The 22,359-nt window shown below is 54.9% G+C and carries 20 protein-coding genes, 5 tRNA genes and 2 other RNA genes; 24 read left to right on the forward strand and 3 right to left on the reverse strand.

The window, feature by feature from the left end:
- The first annotated feature begins 6 nt into the window (after positions 1-6).
- The 23 genes from odhB (at position 7) to pnuC (ending at position 16,252) form a co-directional block, all read left to right on the forward strand.
- Complete coding sequence (gene odhB / locus H5P17_RS13845) at positions 7-1,221, forward strand: 2-oxoglutarate dehydrogenase complex dihydrolipoyllysine-residue succinyltransferase (protein ID WP_044548916.1); 1,215 nt, start codon at positions 7-9, stop codon at positions 1,219-1,221.
- Positions 1,222-1,338: 117 nt separating this feature from the next.
- Positions 1,339-2,505 (forward strand): ADP-forming succinate--CoA ligase subunit beta, encoded by a 1,167-nt coding sequence (sucC, locus tag H5P17_RS13850; RefSeq protein ID WP_020825677.1) that lies wholly within the window; start codon positions 1,339-1,341, stop codon positions 2,503-2,505.
- Positions 2,505-3,377, forward strand: a complete 873-nt coding sequence (gene sucD / locus H5P17_RS13855) for a succinate--CoA ligase subunit alpha (protein WP_020825678.1) — start codon at positions 2,505-2,507, stop codon at positions 3,375-3,377. Before sucC ends, sucD begins: the two co-directional genes overlap by 1 nt.
- A 779-nt stretch (positions 3,378-4,156) precedes the next feature.
- Positions 4,157-5,725, forward strand: coding sequence for a cytochrome ubiquinol oxidase subunit I (gene cydA / locus H5P17_RS13860; protein ID WP_044548917.1), 1,569 nt, complete (start codon positions 4,157-4,159; stop codon positions 5,723-5,725).
- A gap of 14 nt (positions 5,726-5,739) precedes the next feature.
- Positions 5,740-6,879: a cytochrome d ubiquinol oxidase subunit II gene (gene cydB / locus H5P17_RS13865; RefSeq protein WP_044548918.1), complete on the forward strand. Its 1,140-nt coding sequence runs from the start codon at positions 5,740-5,742 to the stop codon at positions 6,877-6,879.
- Positions 6,880-6,896: 17 nt separating this feature from the next.
- Positions 6,897-7,010: a cytochrome bd-I oxidase subunit CydX gene (gene cydX / locus H5P17_RS13870; RefSeq protein WP_004949761.1), complete on the forward strand. Its 114-nt coding sequence runs from the start codon at positions 6,897-6,899 to the stop codon at positions 7,008-7,010.
- Positions 7,010-7,306 (forward strand): cyd operon protein YbgE, encoded by a 297-nt coding sequence (gene ybgE, locus H5P17_RS13875; protein ID WP_044548919.1) that lies wholly within the window; start codon positions 7,010-7,012, stop codon positions 7,304-7,306. The genes cydX and ybgE overlap by 1 nt, the downstream gene beginning before the upstream one ends.
- Before the next feature lie 130 nt (positions 7,307-7,436).
- Complete coding sequence (gene ybgC, locus H5P17_RS13880) at positions 7,437-7,841, forward strand: tol-pal system-associated acyl-CoA thioesterase (protein ID WP_020825682.1); 405 nt, start codon at positions 7,437-7,439, stop codon at positions 7,839-7,841.
- Complete coding sequence (gene tolQ, locus H5P17_RS13885; RefSeq protein ID WP_039992358.1) at positions 7,838-8,521, forward strand: Tol-Pal system protein TolQ; 684 nt, start codon at positions 7,838-7,840, stop codon at positions 8,519-8,521. Before ybgC ends, tolQ begins: the two co-directional genes overlap by 4 nt.
- A 12-nt stretch (positions 8,522-8,533) precedes the next feature.
- On the forward strand, positions 8,534-8,962 hold the full coding sequence (tolR, locus tag H5P17_RS13890) for a colicin uptake protein TolR (protein WP_020825683.1): 429 nt from the start codon (positions 8,534-8,536) through the stop codon (positions 8,960-8,962).
- Positions 8,963-9,043: 81 nt separating this feature from the next.
- Complete coding sequence (tolA, locus tag H5P17_RS13895; RefSeq protein WP_182823502.1) at positions 9,044-10,309, forward strand: cell envelope integrity protein TolA; 1,266 nt, start codon at positions 9,044-9,046, stop codon at positions 10,307-10,309.
- A gap of 132 nt (positions 10,310-10,441) precedes the next feature.
- Positions 10,442-11,734 carry a Tol-Pal system beta propeller repeat protein TolB gene (tolB, locus tag H5P17_RS13900; RefSeq protein WP_020825685.1) on the forward strand — a complete coding sequence of 431 codons (1,293 nt, stop codon included), beginning with the start codon at positions 10,442-10,444 and terminating at the stop codon, positions 11,732-11,734.
- Positions 11,735-11,778: 44 nt separating this feature from the next.
- Positions 11,779-12,294 (forward strand): peptidoglycan-associated lipoprotein Pal, encoded by a 516-nt coding sequence (gene pal / locus H5P17_RS13905; protein WP_020825686.1) that lies wholly within the window; start codon positions 11,779-11,781, stop codon positions 12,292-12,294.
- 9 nt (positions 12,295-12,303) lie between these two features.
- Positions 12,304-13,104: a cell division protein CpoB gene (gene cpoB / locus H5P17_RS13910; protein ID WP_044548922.1), complete on the forward strand. Its 801-nt coding sequence runs from the start codon at positions 12,304-12,306 to the stop codon at positions 13,102-13,104.
- 178 nt (positions 13,105-13,282) lie between these two features.
- Positions 13,283-13,358, forward strand: a tRNA-Lys gene (locus H5P17_RS13915).
- A gap of 15 nt (positions 13,359-13,373) precedes the next feature.
- Positions 13,374-13,494: non-coding RNA, RtT sRNA (locus tag H5P17_RS13920), on the forward strand.
- A gap of 32 nt (positions 13,495-13,526) precedes the next feature.
- A tRNA-Val gene (locus H5P17_RS13925) sits at positions 13,527-13,602 on the forward strand.
- 7 nt (positions 13,603-13,609) lie between these two features.
- A tRNA-Lys gene (locus tag H5P17_RS13930) sits at positions 13,610-13,685 on the forward strand.
- A gap of 14 nt (positions 13,686-13,699) precedes the next feature.
- Positions 13,700-13,822: non-coding RNA, RtT sRNA (locus H5P17_RS13935), on the forward strand.
- A 69-nt stretch (positions 13,823-13,891) separates the two neighbouring features.
- Positions 13,892-13,967 (forward strand) — tRNA-Lys (locus tag H5P17_RS13940).
- Positions 13,968-14,022: 55 nt separating this feature from the next.
- Positions 14,023-14,098 (forward strand) — tRNA-Lys (locus tag H5P17_RS13945).
- 345 nt (positions 14,099-14,443) lie between these two features.
- Complete coding sequence (gene nadA, locus H5P17_RS13950) at positions 14,444-15,505, forward strand: quinolinate synthase NadA (protein WP_182823504.1); 1,062 nt, start codon at positions 14,444-14,446, stop codon at positions 15,503-15,505.
- Between the two features lie 21 nt (positions 15,506-15,526).
- Positions 15,527-16,252 (forward strand): nicotinamide riboside transporter PnuC, encoded by a 726-nt coding sequence (gene pnuC / locus H5P17_RS13955; protein ID WP_182823505.1) that lies wholly within the window; start codon positions 15,527-15,529, stop codon positions 16,250-16,252.
- A 38-nt stretch (positions 16,253-16,290) separates the two neighbouring features.
- On the opposite strand, the gene zitB is transcribed toward pnuC, so the two are convergent.
- Genes zitB through H5P17_RS13970 form a run of 3 tightly spaced genes read right to left on the reverse strand, consistent with a single transcriptional unit; the run spans position 16,291 to position 21,070 of the window.
- A complete protein-coding gene (gene zitB / locus H5P17_RS13960) occupies positions 16,291-17,253 on the reverse strand; it encodes a CDF family zinc transporter ZitB (RefSeq protein WP_046374259.1) in 963 nt (320 codons plus the stop codon).
- Entirely contained in the window at positions 17,253-20,468 is a 3,216-nt protein-coding gene (locus H5P17_RS13965) for a transporter substrate-binding domain-containing protein (RefSeq protein WP_182823507.1), read from the reverse strand. Before H5P17_RS13965 ends, zitB begins: the two co-directional genes overlap by 1 nt.
- Complete coding sequence (locus tag H5P17_RS13970) at positions 20,465-21,070, reverse strand: response regulator transcription factor (RefSeq protein ID WP_182823509.1); 606 nt, start codon at positions 21,068-21,070, stop codon at positions 20,465-20,467. The genes H5P17_RS13965 and H5P17_RS13970 overlap by 4 nt, the downstream gene beginning before the upstream one ends.
- 206 nt (positions 21,071-21,276) lie before the next feature.
- On the opposite strand from H5P17_RS13970, the gene aroG reads away from it, so the two are divergent.
- A complete protein-coding gene (gene aroG / locus H5P17_RS13975) occupies positions 21,277-22,329 on the forward strand; it encodes a 3-deoxy-7-phosphoheptulonate synthase AroG (protein ID WP_020825692.1) in 1,053 nt (350 codons plus the stop codon).
- Positions 22,330-22,359 lie beyond the last annotated feature (30 nt).

The following is a 22,359-nucleotide window of genomic DNA, read 5'->3' on the forward strand; positions in this document are numbered from 1 at the left end:
AGCTAAATGAGTAGCGTAGATATTCTGGTACCTGACCTTCCTGAATCGGTTGCGGATGCGACCGTAGCCACCTGGCACAAGAAACCAGGTGACAGCGTCCAGCGTGACGAAGTTCTGGTTGAAATCGAAACTGACAAAGTGGTTCTGGAAGTTCCGGCAAGTGAAGCCGGGATCCTCGATGCGATCGTGGAAGAAGAGGGCGCAACCGTGCTGTCTCGCCAGCTGCTAGGCCGCATCCGTCCGGGCGACAGCTCCGGCAAACCGACCGCTGAGAAGAGCCAGGAGAAAGAAGCCACGCCTGCACAGCGCGCGACTGCCAGCCTGGAAGAAGAGAGCAATGACGCGCTCAGCCCGGCGATCCGCCGCCTGATCGCCGAACACGATCTCGATGCTGCCGCCATCAAAGGCAGCGGCGTGGGTGGCCGTATCACCCGTGAAGACGTGGAAGCGCACCTGGCTAACGGCAAAAAAGCCGACAAACCAGCCGCCGTCGAAGCCGCACCGCAGCCTGCTCTGAGCAGCCGCAGCGAAAAACGCGTGCCGATGACCCGCCTGCGCAAACGCGTGGCCGAGCGCCTGTTGGAAGCGAAGAACAGCACTGCGATGCTGACTACCTTCAACGAAATCAACATGCAGCCGATCATGGACCTGCGCAAGCAGTACGGTGAAGCTTTCGAAAAACGTCACGGTGTACGTCTGGGCTTCATGTCCTTCTACATCAAGGCGGTTGTTGAAGCACTGAAACGCTTCCCGGAAGTGAACGCTTCCATCGACGGCACCGATGTGGTCTACCACAACTACTTCGATATCAGCATTGCGGTATCTACCCCACGTGGCCTGGTGACCCCAGTTCTGCGCGACGTAGACACCATGAGCATGGCGGACATCGAGAAGAAAATCAAAGAGCTGGCAGTCAAGGGCCGTGATGGCAAACTGACTGTGGAAGAGCTGACCGGCGGTAACTTCACCATTACCAACGGCGGCGTATTCGGTTCACTGATGTCTACCCCGATCATCAACCCACCGCAGAGCGCCATCCTGGGCATGCACGCCATTAAAGATCGCCCAATGGCGGTTAAAGGCCAGGTTGTGATCCAGCCAATGATGTATCTGGCACTGTCTTACGATCACCGCCTGATCGACGGTAAAGAATCCGTCGGTTACCTGGTGACTGTTAAAGAGATGCTGGAAGATCCGGCTCGTCTGCTGCTGGACGTATAACCCTGATGGGCGCGGTACGCCGCGCCCACACTCTGTGCTATGTGGCCGACGAAAGTCATGCGGTTTTCCGCCAAAATGACTCGGCTAAAACCTTCAGAACTGAATGGATAGAACATCATGAATTTACACGAATATCAGGCAAAACAGCTGTTTGCTCGGTATGGCATGCCGGCACCAACCGGTTACGCCTGTACCACACCGCGTGAAGCGGAAGAAGCCGCATCCAAAATCGGCTCCGGCCCGTGGGTGGTTAAATGTCAGGTTCATGCTGGCGGCCGCGGTAAAGCTGGCGGCGTTAAAGTCGTTAACAGCAAAGAAGACATCCGTGCTTTCGCTGAAGCCTGGCTGGGCAAGCGTCTGGTGACCTACCAGACTGACGCGCTGGGCCAGCCGGTTCACCAGATCCTGGTAGAAGCCGCAACCGACATCGATAAAGAACTGTACCTGGGTGCGGTAGTTGACCGTGCAAGCCGTCGCGTGGTGTTCATGGCATCCACCGAGGGTGGCGTTGAGATTGAGAAAGTTGCGGAAGAAACGCCGGAACTGATCCACAAAATGACCATCGACCCACTGGCAGGCCCGCAGCCTTACCAGGGCCGTGAACTGGCCTTCAAACTGGGCCTGACCGGTAAGCAGGTTGGCCAATTCGCCAAGATCTTCATGGGCCTGGCGACCCTGTTCCTGGAGCGCGACCTGGCGATGGTTGAGATTAACCCGCTGGTGGTGACCAAGCAGGGCGATCTGATCTGTCTGGACGGCAAACTGGGCGCTGACGGTAACGCACTGTTCCGTCAACCTGAGCTGCGTGAAATGCGCGACCTGTCTCAGGAAGACGAGCGTGAATCCCGTGCGGCACAGTGGGAGCTGAACTACGTTGCTCTCGACGGCAACATCGGCTGCATGGTTAACGGCGCAGGCCTGGCGATGGGGACCATGGACATCGTTAAACTGCACGGCGGTGAGCCAGCCAACTTCCTCGACGTAGGCGGCGGTGCAACCAAAGAGCGCGTGACCGAAGCCTTCAAAATCATCCTGTCCGACGACAAGGTGAAAGCGGTATTGGTTAACATTTTCGGTGGTATCGTGCGCTGCGACCTGATCGCTGACGGTATCATCGGCGCAGTAGCCGAAGTGGGCGTTAACGTCCCGGTGGTGGTGCGTCTGGAAGGGAATAACGCCGAACTGGGCGCCAAGAAACTGGCGGACAGCGGTCTGAATATCATTGCTGCGACCAGCCTGACTGATGCGGCTCAGCAAGTTGTTGCGGCAGTGGAGGGTAAATAATGTCCATTTTAATCGATAAGAACACCAAAGTTATCTGTCAGGGTTTCACCGGTAGCCAGGGGACCTTCCACTCCGAACAAGCTATCGCTTACGGCACCAAAATGGTCGGTGGCGTGACGCCGGGCAAAGGCGGCACTCAGCACCTGGGCCTGCCGGTGTTCAACACCGTGCGTGAAGCGGTTGAAGCGACCGGCGCCACGGCGTCCGTGATCTACGTACCTGCACCGTTCTGTAAAGATTCCATTCTGGAAGCTATCGATGCAGGCATCAAACTGATCATCACTATTACCGAAGGCATCCCGACGCTGGATATGCTGACCGTCAAGGTGAAGCTGGATGAAGCAGGCGTGCGAATGATTGGCCCGAACTGCCCAGGCGTTATCACCCCGGGCGAGTGCAAAATCGGCATCATGCCAGGCCACATCCACCTGCCAGGCAAAGTGGGCATCGTATCCCGCTCCGGCACCCTGACCTACGAAGCGGTGAAGCAAACCACCGATACCGGTTTGGGCCAGTCTACCTGTGTGGGCATCGGCGGTGACCCGATCCCAGGCTCCAACTTCATCGATATCCTGAAATTGTTCCAGGAAGATCCGCAAACTGAAGCGATCGTCATGATCGGTGAGATCGGCGGCAGCGCGGAAGAAGAAGCTGCGGCTTACATCAAAGAACACGTGACCAAACCCGTCGTGGGCTACATCGCGGGCGTTACCGCGCCTAAAGGCAAGCGTATGGGCCATGCCGGTGCCATCATTGCCGGCGGCAAAGGCACTGCAGACGAGAAATTCGCAGCGCTGGAAGCGGCAGGGGTTAAAACCGTGCGCAGCCTGGCCGATATCGGCGAAGCTGTCAAAGCAGTTCTGAACCGCTAATTTAACCTGCGGTAGTCCGTATCCAAGCAGGGTCAGACCAAGCGTCTGGCCCTGTTTTTTTTTGCCTGCTGGAAGGGCTGCCGGGCATCAGTGTGGTGGCGGTGGGGATTAACGGCGTCAATTAAGTGGAAAAGGGGATGGGGCAGGGGTATTTAAGCGCGGCTTTATCGATAATTATTCTTTTTATTGCCTACAATTATCAGAGTAAAAAAATAAGCTAAGCTTGTCCTATTGGCAGGTTAATAAGCGTTAACATCATTCACACTCAAGACTTCATTTAAATACAGATAACCATTAAATATCACATCTATTTAACACAAAAAGTACCTACATAGACTACGAAACCATTATGTAACATAACCACAAGATAATTATGAGAAATTGTGAGCTGAATCTGGAAATAAAATTCAGATAGGCTTAAATTGTTCCAGATCAAATTACGGCTGAGTACCTCTTTGGGCTAAAATTTGACCTGTAACCAAAAGTCTAACCCATATCACGTAAAAACCTATTTATTGTGTGGGATTGGGCGAGTATCATCCATGGTGAATATGGATGGTTGATCTTGTTGCATTTGTTACCCGTTGTCGGTTTTCAGTGGTGTGTTTAGTGCACTGGCCAGTGCGGCCCGCGTCGAATGCATGGTTGAAAGCGGAGAAGCTGGATCAAATTTTTGTTGTTTTTAAGGGCATTCACTGCGGGGCGTTACCGGTAGCTTCACCCGAAGTCATATCGATAACCGCATGTCGGAGTCTTCCTGCGAGGAGCAAGGAGTCAAGATGTTTGATATTGTCGAACTGTCGCGCTTACAGTTTGCTTTAACGGCGATGTACCACTTCTTATTTGTCCCATTAACGCTAGGCATGGCGTTTTTGCTGGCAATTATGGAAACGGTATATGTACTGTCAGGCAAGCAAATCTATAAAGATATGACCAAATTCTGGGGCAAGTTATTTGCAATTAACTTTGCTCTGGGTGTGGCCACCGGTTTGACCATGGAGTTCCAGTTCGGGACCAACTGGTCATATTTCTCACACTACGTCGGTGATATTTTCGGGGCCCCTCTGGCCATCGAAGGTCTGATGGCGTTCTTCCTTGAATCGACGCTGGTCGGCCTGTTCTTCTTCGGCTGGGATCGTCTGGGCAAGGTGCAGCACATGGCCGTAACCTGGCTTGTGGCACTGGGCTCAAACTTCTCCGCGCTGTGGATCCTGGTAGCCAACGGCTGGATGCAGAACCCTATCGCCTCGGACTTCAACTTCGAAACCATGCGTATGGAGATGCTCAGCTTCTCCGAACTGGTGCTTAACCCTGTTGCGCAGGTGAAGTTCGTTCACACCGTGGCGGCCGGCTACACCTGTGGTGCGATGTTCGTACTGGGTATCAGCTCTTACTACCTGTTGAAAGGCCGTGATATCGCCTTTGCCAAACGCTCCTTCGCCATTGCTGCCAGCTTCGGTATGGCTGCCGTGCTGTCCGTTATCGTTCTGGGTGATGAATCCGGCTACGAAATGGGTGACGTGCAGAAAACCAAACTGGCTGCCATCGAAGCCGAGTGGGACACTCAACCGGCTCCGGCTTCCTTTACCCTGTTCGGTATTCCGAATCAGGATAAAATGGAAAACTCCTACGCGATCCAAATTCCTTATGCGCTCGGCCTGATTGCCACCCGCTCAACAGATACGCAGGTCACCGGCCTGAAAGATCTGATGGCGCAGCATGAAGTGCGTATCCGCAACGGGATGAAAGCCTACCAATTGCTGGAAGAGCTGCGCAGCGGTAATACCGATCCGGCGGTTCGTGCCGAGTTCAATAAAGCCAAGCAAGACTTGGGTTATGGTTTGCTGCTGAAGCGTTATACCCAGAACGTCACCGACGCGACGGAAACGCAGATCCAGCAGGCAACTAAAGACTCTATTCCACGCGTAGCGCCGCTGTACTTCGCCTTCCGCATCATGGTGGCCTGTGGCGTGCTGATGTTGCTGATTATCGGCCTGTCATTCTGGAGCGTGCTTCGTGGCCGCATTGGCCAGAGAAAGTGGCTGCACCGCGCGGCGCTGTATGGCCTGCCGCTGCCGTGGATTGCCATCGAAGCCGGCTGGTTTGTGGCTGAATACGGTCGTCAACCTTGGGCGATTGGTGAGGTGCTGCCGACTGCGGTCGCCAACTCATCGCTGACTGCGGGTGACATTCTGTTCTCGATGGGGCTGATTTGCGGCTTGTACACCTTGTTCCTGGTGGCTGAAATGTACCTGATGTTCAAATTTGCACGCCTGGGTCCAAGCAGCCTGAAAACTGGCCGCTACCACTTTGAACAACCGACTGCCGCCGTGCAGGAAGCGCGCTAAACAGGAGTCCACGTATGTTTGATTATGAAGTACTGCGATTTATCTGGTGGATCCTGATTGGCGTACTGCTGATCGGTTTCGCCGTCACCGACGGTTTCGACATGGGGGTCGGCATTCTGGTGCGCATTATCGGTAAAACCGATACCGAGCGCCGGGTGATGATCAACTCCATCGCGCCGCACTGGGACGGTAACCAGGTGTGGCTGATCACCGCCGGTGGTGCGCTGTTTGCCGCCTGGCCAATGGTCTATGCGGCGGCGTTCTCCGGTTTCTACGTCGCCATGATCCTGGTGCTGTCCGCCTTGTTCTTCCGCCCGGTCGGTTTTGACTACCGCTCGAAGCTGGAGAGCAGCCGCTGGCGCAACATGTGGGACTGGGGCATCTTCATCGGCAGCTTTGTGCCGGCGGTGGTGTTCGGCGTGGCGTTCGGCAACCTGCTGCAGGGCGTGCCGTTCCACATGGACGAATACATGCGTCTGTTCTACACCGGTAACTTCTTCCAACTGCTGAATCCGTTTGGCCTGTTGGCGGGTGTGGTCAGCCTGACCATGCTGGTGACCCAGGGTGCGACCTACCTGCAGATGCGTACTACCGGTGAGATCCACCTGCGTGCCCGTGCTGCGGCGCAGATCTCCACGCTGGTGATGGCGGTGTTCTTCCTGTTAGGTGGCATTTGGCTGGTGAAAGGCATCGATGGTTATGTCATTACCTCGGCGCTGGATACCATGGCGGAGTCTAACCCGATGCGTAAAGAAGTGGCTCATCAGGCCGGTGCCTGGTTGATTAACTTCAACAAGTATCCGCTGCTGTGGGCACTGCCTGCTCTGGGCGTGGTGCTGCCGCTGTTTACGGTGCTGTTCTCCCGCATGTCGAAAGACGCGCTGGCATTCGTGACTTCGTCACTGACCATTGCCTGCGTGATCCTGACTGCCGGTGTGACCATGTTCCCGTTCGTGATGCCGTCAAGCACCGTGCCTAACATCAGTCTGACCATGTGGGATGCCACCTCCAGTCTGTTGACGCTGGAAGTGATGACCGTTGTCGCGGCGATCTTCGTGCCTATCGTTCTGGGGTACACCAGCTGGTCGTACTACAAAATGTTCGGCCGTCTCGACAAGAACTTTGTCGAGAACAACAAGCATTCGCTGTATTAAGGATAGGGAGCTAAACCATGTGGTATTTTGCCTGGATTCTCGGAACGCTTCTTGCCTGTGCCTTCGGTATCATCACGGCGCTGGCGCTTGAGCACCACGAAGATTCTAAAGCACAGCAAGACGGTAAGTGATGAGTTCGTCATTAACTGACAAGCTGTACGCCATAACTGACAAGGGCCCGGTCCGGGCCCTTTCACTGGTGCTGGCGTTGATTTTGGCGGGCTGTATTTTCTGGGATCCGACCCGCTTTGCGGCGAAGACCAGCTCGCTGGAGATTTGGGAAGGGCTGCTGCTGATTTGGGCTGTTTGCGCCGGGGTCGTTCACGGCGTTGGTTTCAAACCGCAGCGGACGTTATGGCGCGCTTTTTTTGCGCCACTTCCGGCAATTGTGATCCTCGCCGCAGGATTACTTTACGTTTCTTTATAATCTCCTCTATATCCCCGCGTTATGGGCCCTTCAGGCCCATAATTATTTTCGTTCCCCTCTTGTAACCCATTCCCAACCCGATCCGTCTTGCGTATAGTAGCACCGTTAAATTGCATTGCTGGGAAGTAGAGTGAGTAATACGTTGTTTCGATGGCCGGTTCGCGTTTACTACGAGGATACCGATGCCAGTGGTGTGGTCTATCACGCCCGCTATGTCGCCTTTTTTGAAAGAGCGCGCACCGAGATGCTGCGTCATCACAACTTTCATCAACAGCAGCTGCTCAGTGAACATGTCGCTTTCGTGGTTCGGCGCATGACGGTGGATTACCTGGCTCCGGCTCGTCTCGACGAACAGCTGGAAGTGCAGAGTGAAATCACCTCAATGCGCGGGGCCTCTCTCACGTTTGCCCAACGCATTGTCAATTCTGACGGGACTCTTTTGAGTCAGGCCGATGTGTTGATTGCATGCATTGATCCACACCAAATGAAGCCGATAGCGCTTCCTAAGTCTATTGTCGCGGAGTTTAAGCAGTGACTGACATGAACATCCTAGATTTATTCTTGAAGGCGAGTTTGCTGGTTAAGCTTATCATGTTGATTTTGATATGCTTCTCAGTGGCCTCTTGGGCGATCATCATCCAGCGTACCCGCATCCTGAATGCGGCCACGCGTGACGCCGAAGCCTTTGAAGACAAATTCTGGTCCGGTATTGAGCTTTCCCGTCTGTATCAGGAAAGCCAGGCGCGTCGCGATAGCCTGACCGGTTCAGAGCAAATTTTCCACTCTGGTTTCAAAGAGTTCGCTCGTTTGCACCGCGCTAACAACCATGCGCCTGAATCGGTGATCGAAGGGGCGTCACGCGCCATGCGCATCTCGATGAACCGCGAGCTGGAAACGCTGGAAAACCACATTCCTTTCCTTGGCACCGTGGGTTCGATCAGTCCGTATATCGGTCTGTTCGGCACCGTGTGGGGGATTATGCATGCCTTTATCGCACTGGGCGCGGTGAAGCAGGCCACGCTGCAAATGGTAGCACCGGGTATCGCCGAAGCACTGATCGCAACCGCCATCGGTTTGTTCGCCGCTATTCCGGCCGTTATGGCCTATAACCGCCTCAACCAGCGCGTCAACAAGCTTGAGCAGAATTACGACAACTTTATGGAAGAGTTCACCGCTATTCTGCATCGTCAGGCCTTCTCCAGCGACAGCAAATAAGTAGGAGGTAGCATGGCGAGAGTTCGTGGACGTAATCGGCGCGAGCTGAAGTCCGAAATTAACATCGTTCCGTTGCTCGACGTTTTACTGGTGCTGTTGCTGATCTTTATGGCAACGGCGCCGATTATCACGCAGAGCGTTGAGGTTGATCTGCCGGACGCGACCGATTCCAAAACGGTGTCCAGCGATGATAACCCGCCGGTGATCCTTGAGGTTTCAGGCGTGGGTCAATACACCCTGGTGGTGGATCACAACCGCATGGAGCTGCTGCCACCGGAACAGGTTGCCGCCGAAGCCAAGTCGCGTTTAGCGGCTAACCCGAAAACGGTCTTTTTGATCGGAGGGGCGAAGGAAGTACCGTACGATGAGATTATCAAGGCACTGAATATTCTCCATCAGGCGGGCGTGGCTTCCGTGGGGCTGATGACCCAGCCAATCTGACCCTGAGGTCAGTGGCAACCCGGTTCCTGTGCTGCGGTGCAGGAACCCCGTATAAGCAACACCAGTTTTTGGGAATCTATTTTGGTAAAGGCAACTGAGCAAAACGATAAGCTGAACCGCGCCGTTATTGTTTCGGTCGTTCTGCACTTTGTATTGATTGCCCTGCTGATTTGGGGATCGCTGCAAGAAAACGTCGACATGAACAGTGCCGGCGGTGGCGGCGACGGTTCGGTCGTCGGTGCAGTGATGGTCGATCCCGGGGCAGTGGTGGAGCAGTACAACCGCCAGCAACAGCAGAGTAACGACGCGCAGCGTGCTGAAAAGCAGCGCCAGAAAAAAGCGGAACAACAAGCCGAAGAGCTTCAGCAGAAGCAGGCGGCGGAACAGCAGCGCCTGAAAGAGCTGGAGAAAGAGCGTTTGTCTGCACAGGAAAAAGCGGCACAGGACGCGAAAGAACAGGCTGAACAGCAGAAGCAGGCCGCAGAGCAGCAAAAACAGGCGGCGGAGCAACAAAAGCAGGCTGCTGAACAGCAAAAAGCGGCCGAGAACGCCGCGGCGAAAGCCAAAGAACAACAGAAAGTAGCGGAAGCGGCCGCCGCCAAGGCGAAGGCCGAGGCAGATAAAGTCGCTAAAGCGCAGGCCGACGCGCAGAAGAAAGCAGAGTCTGAAGCCAAGAAAGAAGCCGCCGCCGCCGCTGCCGCCAAGAAACAGGCGGAAGAAGCGAAGAAAGCCGCTGCTGCCGAAGCCGCAGAGAAAAAGGCCGCAGCTGAAGCAGAGAAGAAAGCTGCAGCAGAAGCGGAGAAAAAAGCCGCTGCTGATGCCGAGAAGAAAGCGGCCGCAGAAGCGGAGAAAAAAGCTGCCGCTGCCGAAAAAGCGGCCGCTGAGAAAGCTGCTGCCAAGAAAGCGGCAGACGCCAAGAAGAAAGCCGCTGCCGCAGCTGCAGCTCAGTCTTCGGACGTCAATGATCTGTTTGGCGACCTGGCGGACGGTAAAAACGCGCCGAAAGGCGGTGGGGCTAAAGCTAAGGGTGACGGCAAACCGGCCGGTCAGGGCAATGCCAAGGCCGCGGGGGCCAGTGGTGCTGATATTGAGGGGTATGCGGGGCAGATTCGCACAGCGATTCAGAATAAGTTTTATGATGCCAGTTCGTTCGCCGGTAAGACTTGCAACCTACGCATCAAACTGGGGCCTGATGGCTTTTTGATTAACGTGACATCGGTGGGTGGCGATCCCGCTCTGTGCCAGGCGGCTGTAGCTGCTGCGAATCAGGCGAAGATCCCGAAACCGCCGAGCGATGCCGTTTATCAGCACTTTAAGAATTCGACCCTTGTATTTAAGCCACAATAACGGTTGATTAGCTAAGTCATATCGCAGGGATGTACTAAGGTAACCAACAGGGATTATGTAGTTTTGTTTGCGTTGGTTTGTTAAAATTCTGCTAATTTATCGCAGGCATCCCGCCTGGATAAGGGAGATGAGATGAAGCAGGCATTTCGAGTAGCGTTAGGTTTTTTAATACTGTGGGCCTCCGTTCTTCACGCGGAAGTTCGCATTGAAATCACCCAGGGGGTCGACTCCGCTCGCCCGATTGGTGTGGTGCCGTTTAAATGGGCTGGCCCAGGCACGCCTCCGGAAGATATTGGCAAGATTGTCGGCGCAGACCTGCGCAACAGCGGCAAATTCAACCCAATTGACGTAGCGCGCATGCCGCAGCAACCGACCACCGCGTCTGAAGTGACGCCGGCGGCCTGGACTGCATTGGGCATTGATGCGGTCGTGGTCGGCCAGGTGCAACCTGGTGCGGACGGCGGCTACCTGATCTCTTATCAACTGGTGGACACCTCAGGTTCTCCAGGCACCGTATTGGCGCAGAACCAGTATAAAGTGACCAAACAGTGGTTGCGTTATTCTGCTCACACCGCCAGTGACGAAGTGTTTGAAAAGCTGACCGGCATCAAGGGCGCTTTCCGTACCCGTATCGCTTACGTTGTGCAGACCAACGGCGGGAAATTCCCGTACGAGCTGCGCGTAGCGGATTACGATGGCTACAACCAGTTTGTGGTACACCGTTCACCGGAACCACTGATGTCCCCGGCCTGGTCGCCGGACGGCAGCAAACTGGCGTACGTGACCTTTGAAAGCGGCCGCTCTGCGCTGGTGGTTCAGACCCTGGCTAACGGTGCTATCCGTCAGATCGCCTCGTTCCCGCGCCACAACGGTGCACCGGCGTTCTCACCGGACGGCAGCCGTCTGGCCTTCGCGCTGTCTAAAAGCGGCAGCCTGAACCTGTATGTGATGAATCTGGGCTCTGGCCAGATTACCCAAATCACCGACGGGCGCAGCAACAATACCGAACCGACCTGGTTCCCGGATGGCCAGTCTCTGGCGTATACCTCCGATCAGGGTGGCCGGCCACAGATTTATAAAGTCAGTGCCAGTGGCGGTGCGTCACAGCGTCTGACATGGGAAGGCTCTCAGAATCAGGATTCTGAAGTCAGCTCTGATGGTAAATTCCTGGTGATGGTGAGCTCAAACAACGGTGCTCAGCATATCGCCAAACAAGATCTCGGATCGGGTGCCGTTCAAGTTTTAACCGGCACCTTCCTGGACGAAACGCCTAGTATTGCGCCAAATGGCACCATGGTGATCTATAGCTCCACGCAAGGTATGGGCTCCGTGTTGCAACTGGTATCGACTGATGGGCGTTTTAAAGCGCGTCTTCCGGCAACTGATGGACAGGTCAAATTCCCTGCCTGGTCGCCGTATCTGTGATGCATGTGTAAATATGTATGGCAAACTATAAAAGGATTAAAGAAATGCAACTGAACAAAGTGCTGAAAGGGCTTCTGCTGGCACTGCCAGTCCTGGCTGTAGCAGCTTGTAGTTCTAACAAAAGCGCAAACAACGACCAATCTGGTCTGGGCGCTGGCGCTGGCACTGGTACAGAAAACGGCAGCAGCAACCTGTCTTCTGAAGAACAAGCTCGTCTGCAGATGCAAGAACTGCAGAAGAACAACATTGTTTACTTCGGTCTGGACAAGTATGACGTGAGCTCTGAGTTCGCTCAGATGCTGGACGCACACGCTGCATTCCTGCGTAACAACCCGTCTTACAAAGTGACCGTAGAAGGCCACGCGGATGAGCGCGGTACGCCGGAATACAACATTGCCCTGGGTGAGCGTCGTGCTAACTCCGTGAAAATGTACCTGCAAGGTAAAGGCGTTTCAGCTGACCAAATCTCTATCGTTTCTTACGGTAAAGAAAAACCAGCAGTACTGGGCCACGACGAAGCGGCTTATGCTAAAAACCGTCGTGCAGTTCTGGTTTACTAAGAGAATCGCATGAACAGTAACTTCAGACGTCACTTGTTGAGTCTGTCGTTACTGGTTGGCGTAGCGGTCCCATGGGCCGCTACTGCCCAAGCGCCAATCAGTAATGTCGGCTCCGGCTCGGTCGAAGACCGTGTCACCTCGCTTGAGCGCATCAGCAATGCTCAAGGCCAGCTTTTAAACCAACTCCAGCAACAACTCTCTGACAATCAGCGCGATATTGACTCGCTCCGCGGGCAAATCCAGGAAAGCCAATATCAACTGAATCAGGTCGTTGAACGCCAAAAGCAAATCTATCAACAGATGGATAGCATCAGCCAGGGCGGCGCTCAGAGCTCTGCTGCCGCAGCGGGTGCCGCGGGTGGAGCAGCAGCGGCTGCGTCCTCCGAAGGCGCTGACAATGCGTCTGCGGGCGCTACAGCAGCTGCACCGGCCAGCTCGGGTGATGAAAACAGCGACTACAACGCCGCTGTTTCATTGGCGCTGGAAAAAAAACAGTATGACCAGGCAATCTCCGCTTTTCAGACCTTCGTAAAACAGTACCCAAAGTCTACTTATCAGCCTAATGCCAACTACTGGCTGGGGCAGTTGTATTACAACAAGGGTAAGAAAGACGATGCGGCTTACTATTATGCGGTCGTGGTGAAGAATTACTCAAAGTCACCTAAGGCTCCGGACGCCATGTACAAGGTGGGTATCATCATGCAGGAAAAAGGGCAGGCCGATAAAGCCAAAGCCGTGTTCCAACAGGTGATTAAACAATACCCAACCAGTGCGGCGGCCAAACAGGCGAAAAGTCGCGTAGCCGGTTAGTCAGAAAAAAAATGAGCCCAGAAGTTAGTCGATTTGACCGCTTTCTGGGCTCATTCGCGTGAAGAACAAGCAGTTGAACCCCTTGTTCAAAAATTTAGGTTGCGCTGCCAAGATAAATTAGTAATATATGCCGCCGTTGCCAAGACATCTTGCAAGATGTTAAAGCAGCAAGGAAATTGGGTCGTTAGCTCAGTTGGTAGAGCAGTTGACTTTTAATCAATTGGTCGCAGGTTCGAATCCTGCACGACCCACCAATTTCTGAAATAGGAAATGAAGTGAAATCGTAAGGGTGAGAACCGTAAAGGTTCGAGTCTCGCAAAGCGAGACAACATCACGAAGTGATGGCCCGAAGGGTGAGGCGCAAGCCAAATAATCCTGCACGACCCACCAATTTCTGAAGTAGTAGCAGTAACCACGTCAGTGGGTGATTAGCTCAGTTGGTAGAGCATCTCCTTTACACGGAGGGGGTCGGCGGTTCGAGCCCGTCATCACCCACCACTGCTGTGGGTCGTTAGCTCAGTTGGTAGAGCAGTTGACTTTTAATCAATTGGTCGCAGGTTCGAATCCTGCACGACCCACCATTTTTAGATGTGATTACGATGTGGAATCGTCAGGGTGAGAACCGTAAAGGTTCGAGTCTCGCGAAGCGAGACAACATCACGCAAGTGATGGCCCGAAGGGTGAGGCCAAAGGCCGAATAATCCTGCACGACCCACCATTTCAGAATTGTTTTTCCTCAATCCAGGCTTCGGTTTGTATTGGCTGTTCAGCAGTAAACCACGTCAGTGGGTCGTTAGCTCAGTTGGTAGAGCAGTTGACTTTTAATCAATTGGTCGCAGGTTCGAATCCTGCACGACCCACCATTCTTGCAGCGAGTTCCTCTCCTGCTTACGCGGTTCAGCAGTAAACCACATCAGTGGGTCGTTAGCTCAGTTGGTAGAGCAGTTGACTTTTAATCAATTGGTCGCAGGTTCGAATCCTGCACGACCCACCATCTCGCATAGTCCCTCAGTACTTCCCCAGAATTAAAAATCATATAGCACGAATCGCGTAAGCCAGAAGCTGCGCTCAGGTCCGACAAAATCTCCGGTACGATCCACCCTCCGCCATTTTGGTTGGCACGCGTAATCCATTCTCTCTATCACGAAAGCACTTTGCCCCTGCAGATCTCTCGCTTTGATCAAAAATTCAATCCATTAAACTTCATTGGCGTGATATTGAAAATATCAGCGGACTTTTCGCTCAGTTTTAGGTATTTTGTTTAGTATATAAAACGAAGGGGGTTGCGATGGGGACTACCCGGGCAGCAGACACCCAGCCTAGCACAGAGATTGCAGCGATGAGTGAAATGTTTGATGTTAATGCGGCGGTGTACCCGTTCCCGCCGAAACCCGTACCGCTGGACGTAGCGCAAAAGGCGTTTTATCGCGAGAAGATTAAAACCCTGCTCAAACAGCGCAATGCGGTAATGGTGGCCCATTATTACACCGATCCTGAAATCCAGGCGCTGGCGGAGGAAACCGGCGGCTGTGTGGCGGACTCGTTGGAAATGGCGCGCTTTGGCAGTAATCACCCGGCTTCGACCTTATTGGTCGCCGGCGTGCGCTTTATGGGCGAAACCGCCAAAATCCTCAGCCCGGAAAAACAGGTGCTGATGCCGACGCTGCACGCAGAATGCTCGCTGGATCTTGGCTGTCCGGAAGAAGAATTCCATGCATTTTGCGACAGCCACCCCGATCGCACCGTGGTGATCTACGCTAATACCTCGGCGGCGGTAAAAGCTCGCGCGGACTGGGTAGTTACCTCCAGTATCGCCGTTGAACTGATTGAGCACCTCGACAGCCTGGGCGAGAAAATCATCTGGGCCCCGGACCGTCACCTGGGCAACTACGTGCAAAAGCAGACGGGCGCCGACGTATTGTGTTGGCAGGGGGCCTGTATCGTCCATGACGAGTTTAAAACCCAGGCACTGATGCGCATGAAGGCCTTATACCCTGACGCGGCGATACTGGTGCACCCTGAGTCGCCACAGGCGGTGGTTGATCTGGCCGATGCGGTAGGCTCAACCAGCCAATTGATACAGGCGGCGAAAACTTTGCCTAATCCGCAACTGATTGTCGCCACCGATCGCGGTATTTTTTATAAGATGCAACAGGCCTGCCCGGACAAGGAGCTTTTTGAAGCGCCGACCGCCGGTGAAGGCGCCACCTGTCGCAGCTGTGCGCACTGCCCATGGATGGCGATGAACGGCCTGAAGGCGATTGCCGACGGGCTGGAGCAGGGCGGTGCACTGCATGAGATCCACGTGGATGCGGCGTTACGTCAAAAGGCGTTAATCCCGCTGAACCGGATGTTGGATTTTGCTGCCCAATTAAAAATGCAGGTAAAAGGGAACGCTTAACCGTTTAATAAGGATAATAAAATGAGCTTTTTCAGTACCAGCAATATCTTGGTGCATATCCCGCTGGGCGCGGGGGGTTATGATCTGTCGTGGATTGAGGCGATCGGCACCTTGTTCGGTTTGTTGTGTATCTGGTATGCCAGCAAAGAGAAAATCATCAATTACCTGTTCGGCCTGATTAACGTCACGCTGTTCGCGGTGATTTTCTTCCAAATCCAGCTTTACGCCAGCCTGCTGCTGCAGCTGTTCTTCTTTGTTGCCAATATCTACGGCTGGTACGCCTGGAGTCGCCAGACGCAGGATAATCAGGCCGAGCTGAAGATTCGTTGGTTATCGTTGCCGAAGGCATTGGGCTGGGCGGCGGTCTGCGTGATCGGCATTGCGCTGATGACCTTTAATATCGACCGCGTTTTCGCCTGGTTGACCCAGGTTGCGGTGACGGTAATGCAGGGATTGGGCCTCAGCGTGCAAATGCCTGAGTTGCAACCGGACGCCTTCCCGTTCTGGGATTCAGCGATGATGGTGCTGTCGATCGTCGCGATGATTCTGATGACGCGCAAGTACGTGGAGAATTGGTTGCTGTGGGTGGTGATTGACGTGATCAGCGTGGCGATTTTTGCCTATCAGGGCGTTTACGCCATGGCGCTGGAATACGTGATCCTGACGCTGATTGCGCTGAACGGTTCCTGGCTGTGGATCAAAAGCGCCGGCAACAACCAATCGCGGCCTTTGTCTTCCGCTCCTTAAAATATCGCCGGGGCGCCCTATAAGGCGCCCCGATGGTGTTAATGATGATGGCCCAGATGGGAATGCGAACCGGAATGTGAGTGGTCACTCGGCTCGGGAGCCCGGTTAATTCCGCAGTCGGGCGTATCGCAATGCTGGTATTCCATTTGAATGGTCACGTGGCCAATCCGGTAGTGTTCCAACAGATAGCCCTGAATGCGGCGCAGCAAGCCATCATGGTCATTCGGCGGTATCACCTGCGCATGCAACGTCATCAGCTTCTGTTCACCAATCTGCCAGACGTGGACATGGTGGATGTTGCGCACCTCAGGAATATTCAGGCACAGGTCTTTTTGCAGTTTGGCGATATCCACTTCTTGCGGCGTCCCCTCCAGCAGCTCGTGGAAGCTCTCCTTCAGCAGCCGCCAGGCACTGCGTATCACCAGGCAGGACACCAGCACCGACAGTATCGGGTCGATCGGCGTCCAGCCGGTGGTCAGGATCACAATCGCTGCGGCAATGGCCCCCACCGACCCCAGTAAATCCCCCAACACGTGCAGTGCCGCGGCCCGCACGTTGATGTTCTTCTCTTCGCTACCGCGGTGCAGCAGCCAGAAGGCGAACAGGTTAGCCAGCAGCCCCGCAATGGCGATAATCAGCATCGGCGTACCCATCACCGGCTGTGGCTCGAAGAAACGCCGTATCGCCTCCCACAGGATGAATACCACGATCACCAACAGCGCGGCGGCGTTGAGGAAGGCCGCGAGGGTGGTCAGGCGCAGATAACCAAAGGTATGGCGTGCATTGGGCTTGCGCTGCGAGAAGTGCACCGCCATCAAGGCGACCAGCAACGCAGCAGCGTCGGTGAGCATATGGCCGGCATCGGCCAGCAGCGCCAGTGAACCTGAAATTAACCCACCGATCACTTCGGCGATCATAAATACCGCAGTGACTAAAAAAGCGGTCAGTAGGCGTTTACTATTACTGTCTTTCGGTAGGTGTACGTGCGGGCTATCCGACATTATTCATCCTTATGGTGCATAACAATAGACGACGCGTTAGCGCTGACCAGACCATCCAGTTCTATCAGTATCTGTTCCACTAACGCACTTAATTCAGTATAGGTGGCCTGAAGCAATGTTCCTTCACGCCCGCTGTCCACCAGTTGTTGACACAGGCTGGCTGCCGCCGGCAGTTGCAGCATCAACAGGCTGCCCTTAATGCGGTGCGCGGCTTGCCCAAGCTGCAGCCAGTCCTTGCTCTGGACCGCCTGCTCAAGCCGCTGCTGGTCCTGCCGCAGCGTTGTCAGCAGCGTTGTCGCCAGACGCTGGATCATCGGTCGGTCATTACCGGCCATATCGGCCAGGGACTGCTGAAGGTCAGTAAGGACTAACTGCTGCTCCAGCGCCTGGGATTGCTGTGGCAACGTCTGGGCGAGTGCATCCAGTGAAATGGGCTTGGTTAAAAAGCGATCTATGGCCACCAGCTCCGGCGGGATACGGGTAAATTCCTGCACGTCCGCCGAGCAGAGGATAATTTGGCAAGCCGGACGATGATGGCGCTGCTCGTCACGCCTTATCAGCCTCGCCAGCGTCAGGCCATCCGGACGCGGCATATTGTAATCAATAAACAGCAGGTCAAACGGCTGCTGACGATGGGCTTTCAACAGCGGGTAACCCTGCTCGAACAGCGTCGGCTGCAGGCCGAAGTGGCGCAGCTGTCGTTCCATCAGCAAGAGATTGGTGGGGTGATCGTCGATCAGCGCCACGCGCAAGGTCGGCGGGGGCAAATTGAGCGGCATATCGGCCTGCTGTACCGCCGAGCCAAGGGCGACCTGGCTGACCGGGACGGATAGGGTAACTTCGGTACCGATGCCTAACTGCGAGTGCAACTCTATCCTGCCGCCCATTTGCTCGATGATTTCCTTGCAGATAGACAGCCCGAGCCCGGTTCCCTGCATGGACACGCGCTGTGCGCCGCGTGCGCGGTAAAACGGCTGAAACAACTTGTCGATCTCATCGGCGGCGATGCCACAACCGCTGTCGGTCACCGTCAGTGACAGTTCCCCCAGTGGCCCAGACTGTTCACGCCAGCCGAGACTGACCTGAATGCTGCCGCGCGGGGTGAACTTAATGGCATTATTTATCAGGTTGTTAGCGACCTGAAGTAAACGCTCACCATCGATAACAACGGCGGCTGGTAAGTTGTCGCTCGCACTCACGCCGAAGGTTACCGGGCGTTCACCGATCAGTGGCCGGTACAGGGCACTGATGTGGTCAATCCAGGGTTGCAGGGCTACGGCCTTGGGCACCAGGGTCAGCGAGCCGGTAGCCAGCCGGGCATGGTCTTGCAAGTCATTGAGCAGGTTGAGCAATGATGATGCCGAGCTGTAGATGACCGGCAGCCCCTCGGGAGTCGGCTGGCGCTTTAGCTCCAGTTCCAGCAAGCCAAGAATGGCGTGCATCGGGGTGCGCAGCTCGTGGCTGACGGTGGCCAGAAACTTGCTCTTCATTCGGTTTTCGGCTTCGGCATGCCGACGTGCCTGTTCAATCACTTCCCGTTCGCGTGTTTCGCGTCTTTGCAGGATAAAACGGCGCAGGGTCAGCCCCAGCAGCAGCAGGATCGCCGCAACCAGCAATGCCAGCAGCCAGGTGGTTTGCGGCTGCATACGGTTTTCATTCACGGCGTCGATCAGGTTGCTGCGATCGACAATCCACTCATCGCGCAGTGACTGCAGCGTTTCCGACGGGATTTGCATCAGGTTCTTGTCGAGAATAGCCAGCAGCAAAGGTTGATCCTGCTGCACACCGAAGGCTACCGGATAGGCGATATTATTGGCGGCGAAGGCCAGCTTTATCGCCCCGGAGTAACGCGACAGCGCGACAAAATTTGCCGAAATCACATTATCCACCAGCGCATCCAACTGGCCGTTAGCCAGGGCGTCATACATGGCTTTGCTGTCGGCAAAACGGATCTGTTCTTCATTGGCGGGCACCAGGCCCTGCGCCAAATCGCCCTGCAACACGCCGATACGTTTACCGGCCAGATCGCTCCAGGTGGAAATGCCGTTGTCGTGCTGACCCACATACACCCCCCACAGTGAACGGTGGATGGGCATACTTGCGCTGTAACGCGCTTTAACCCCACGCGCCAGTGGCAAAGCGGTACGAAAGCTGGCCTGGCCGGACTGTACCAGTTGATCCGCCTGTTCGGCATTGCGCGCCCAGAGTGGAACAAAGCGCAACCCGGTGTTTTGCGCGATGATATTCAAAATGTCGATGGCATAACCGCGCGCTTGTCCACCGGAACCGCGGTAAGCGAAGGGGAAGTTATTCTCGATAGCGGCGTAATAGACGGTGGGGTGAGTTTTCACCCAGCTTTTCTCCATCTGCGTCAGATCGGCGTTGCCGGTATCGAGATAGCTGGGGATCTTTTTACTCCAGCGGCTTTGGATGGCATTCATCAACTCCATCGGGGTGTCGGCGATGGCCACGTTGAGGGTCTCGATCAGCGCCGGGTTGGCGGCGGCAAATACGAACGACAGGTTGCCGAGGTTGAGGGTACTTTCGATCTGATAAAGCTGGCCGAGCTGCAGTTGGTCGATGATAAAGCTGGCGCTGGCTTCATCGGCAATAAAGTAGTCGCTGCTGCCGTTGAGCAGGGCATACACCGCCTGAAGGTTGTTGTCATAGCGCTGGACGTGGGACGACACCGTCTTTAGCGCATTGCCGGCCTGCATATCGGTCAGGGTACTGATCGCCACCCGGGCATTGGTGGAGTTGAGCATCACTTTGCGATCGTTGCTGCGATCACGCAGCACGCGCAGGTTACTGACGTAATAAGGCTGAGAAATTTTCAGGCCGTGCAGCGCTTCGTTTTGCGGAATGCCGTACACCAGATCGACTGTCCCGTCATGCAACGCTTGCTCAAGCTTCGCCAGGTCTGAGAAGCCGTAGATCTGAAAGTGGATGCCGGTGACCTGCTGAACATAGCCCAGGTAGTCGGCATTCAGACCGTAAAGATCGTCATCCACAATAATGTTATAGGGGCTGGTATTTTCACTGATGATACCGATGCGCAGCGTCGCGTCGCGCCAGGGATTTTTCTCGCTGGCGATCAGCAGGTCGGGCGGGATATTCAGGTTGCTGACCAATTGATAGCGTACCGGCTGCACCGCGTGTGCCAGGCTGCAGACGCACAGCAGCAGGGTTAACAGCAGCAAAAGCGCACGCATCATGGTGCCAGCTCTTTAAACACCGCCACCAGCTCCAACAGATTACTGGCGCCGGTCTTACGCAGAATATTCTTCTTGTGGGTACTGACGGTTTTGTTGCTGATGTTCAGCATTTCGGCGATTTTCAGATTGGACAAGCCTTTGCTGAGCAGCCCGAGCACCTGCAGTTCTTTTGGCGTCAGCAGCGTGCCTTCTGCCGGCAGCGCCTCTTCGGTCATGGCGGCGGCGGGAAAGCTCAAGCTTCCATCCAGTACGGTTTCAATCGCCAGCACCAGATCTTCAAGGCGGCTGCCCTTGTGCACAAATCCGTTGGCACCGGCCGAATAGGCCATGCGGGCGTAGATATCCTCTTCCTGTGCGGTATAGATCAGGATCGGCTGCTGCGGATAGTGGCGGCGGATTTTTTTCAATAATTGCAAACCGTCCACCTGTGGCAGACCGATATCGAGGATCACCAGCGCAAAGTCGGCCGTGGCCAATTGGGCCAGAGCCTGAACGTCGTCTTGCACCGCCTGCAGGTGATAGCGGCGGGATGACTTGATTAGCGCCGCTTCCAGTGCGACATGAACCACCGGATGGTCATCAACTAATAACAAAGAGGGCATGGCTTGGCTCGAGTAACAGTATCCTGGCCGTTAGCATAACGAAAAAGGAGCCACTGCGCTCCCCCGATGAAACAGCACAATCTACTGTTAATTTAGAGGTTCATTCGGCACGTGGCAAAGGTGATTTACAGCGTTACCCGCAGAGGCTAAATTGGTTAGATCTATGCTCTGCGAAATACCGCCTCTCGATACCGAATGGAAAAGTTATGAATTACCAAAACGACGATTTACGCATTAAAGAAATTAAGGAACTCCTGCCACCGGTGGCCCTGTTAGAGAAGTTTCCGGCTACTGAACGTGCAGCAGAGACGGTGTCAAAGGCACGCAGTGCCATTCATCAGATCCTTCGCGGCAGTGACGATCGCCTGCTGGTGGTTATCGGCCCTTGTTCAATCCACGACACCAAAGCGGCGAAAGAGTATGCCGGTCGCCTGCTGTCGCTGCGTCAGGAACTGAGCGGCGAGCTGGAAGTGGTGATGCGGGTTTATTTTGAAAAGCCGCGTACCACCGTGGGCTGGAAAGGGTTGATCAACGATCCGCAAATGGATAACAGCTTCCAGATCAACGACGGTCTGCGTCTGGCCCGTAAGCTGCTGCTGGATATTAACGATACCGGTTTGCCGGCGGCGGGCGAATTCCTCGACATGATCACCCCGCAGTATCTGGCGGATCTGATGAGCTGGGGTGCGATCGGCGCACGCACCACTGAATCACAGGTGCACCGTGAGCTCTCTTCCGGCCTGTCTTGCCCGGTTGGCTTCAAAAACGGTACCGACGGCACCATCAAGGTTGCCATTGACGCCATCAATGCTGCCAGCGCACCACACTGTTTCCTGTCGGTGACCAAGTGGGGCCATTCAGCCATTGTGAACACCAGCGGCAACGGTGATTGCCACATTATTCTGCGCGGTGGCAAAGAGCCGAACTACAGTGCGGCGCACGTGAAAGAAGTCAAAGAAGGCCTGGTCAAAGCGGGCCTGCCGGCGCAGGTGATGATCGATTTCAGCCATGCCAACAGCAGCAAGCAGTTCAAAAAACAGCTGGAAGTGAATGCAGACGTTTGCAAGCAGATTGCCGGCGGTGAAAAGGCGATTATGGGCGTGATGATTGAAAGCCATCTGGTGGAAGGCAACCAGAATCTGGAAAGCGGCGATCCGCTGGTTTACGGCAAGAGCGTCACCGACGCCTGCATCGGTTGGGAAGACACCGAAACCGTGCTGCGCGAGCTGGCGACAGCGGTGAAAGCGCGCCGCGGCTGATAAAGTGGATATCTATAGGGCCTCGTAAAG

Source organism: Serratia sp. OS31 (assembly GCF_014164835.1).
GTDB lineage: Bacteria > Pseudomonadota > Gammaproteobacteria > Enterobacterales > Enterobacteriaceae > Serratia > Serratia liquefaciens_A.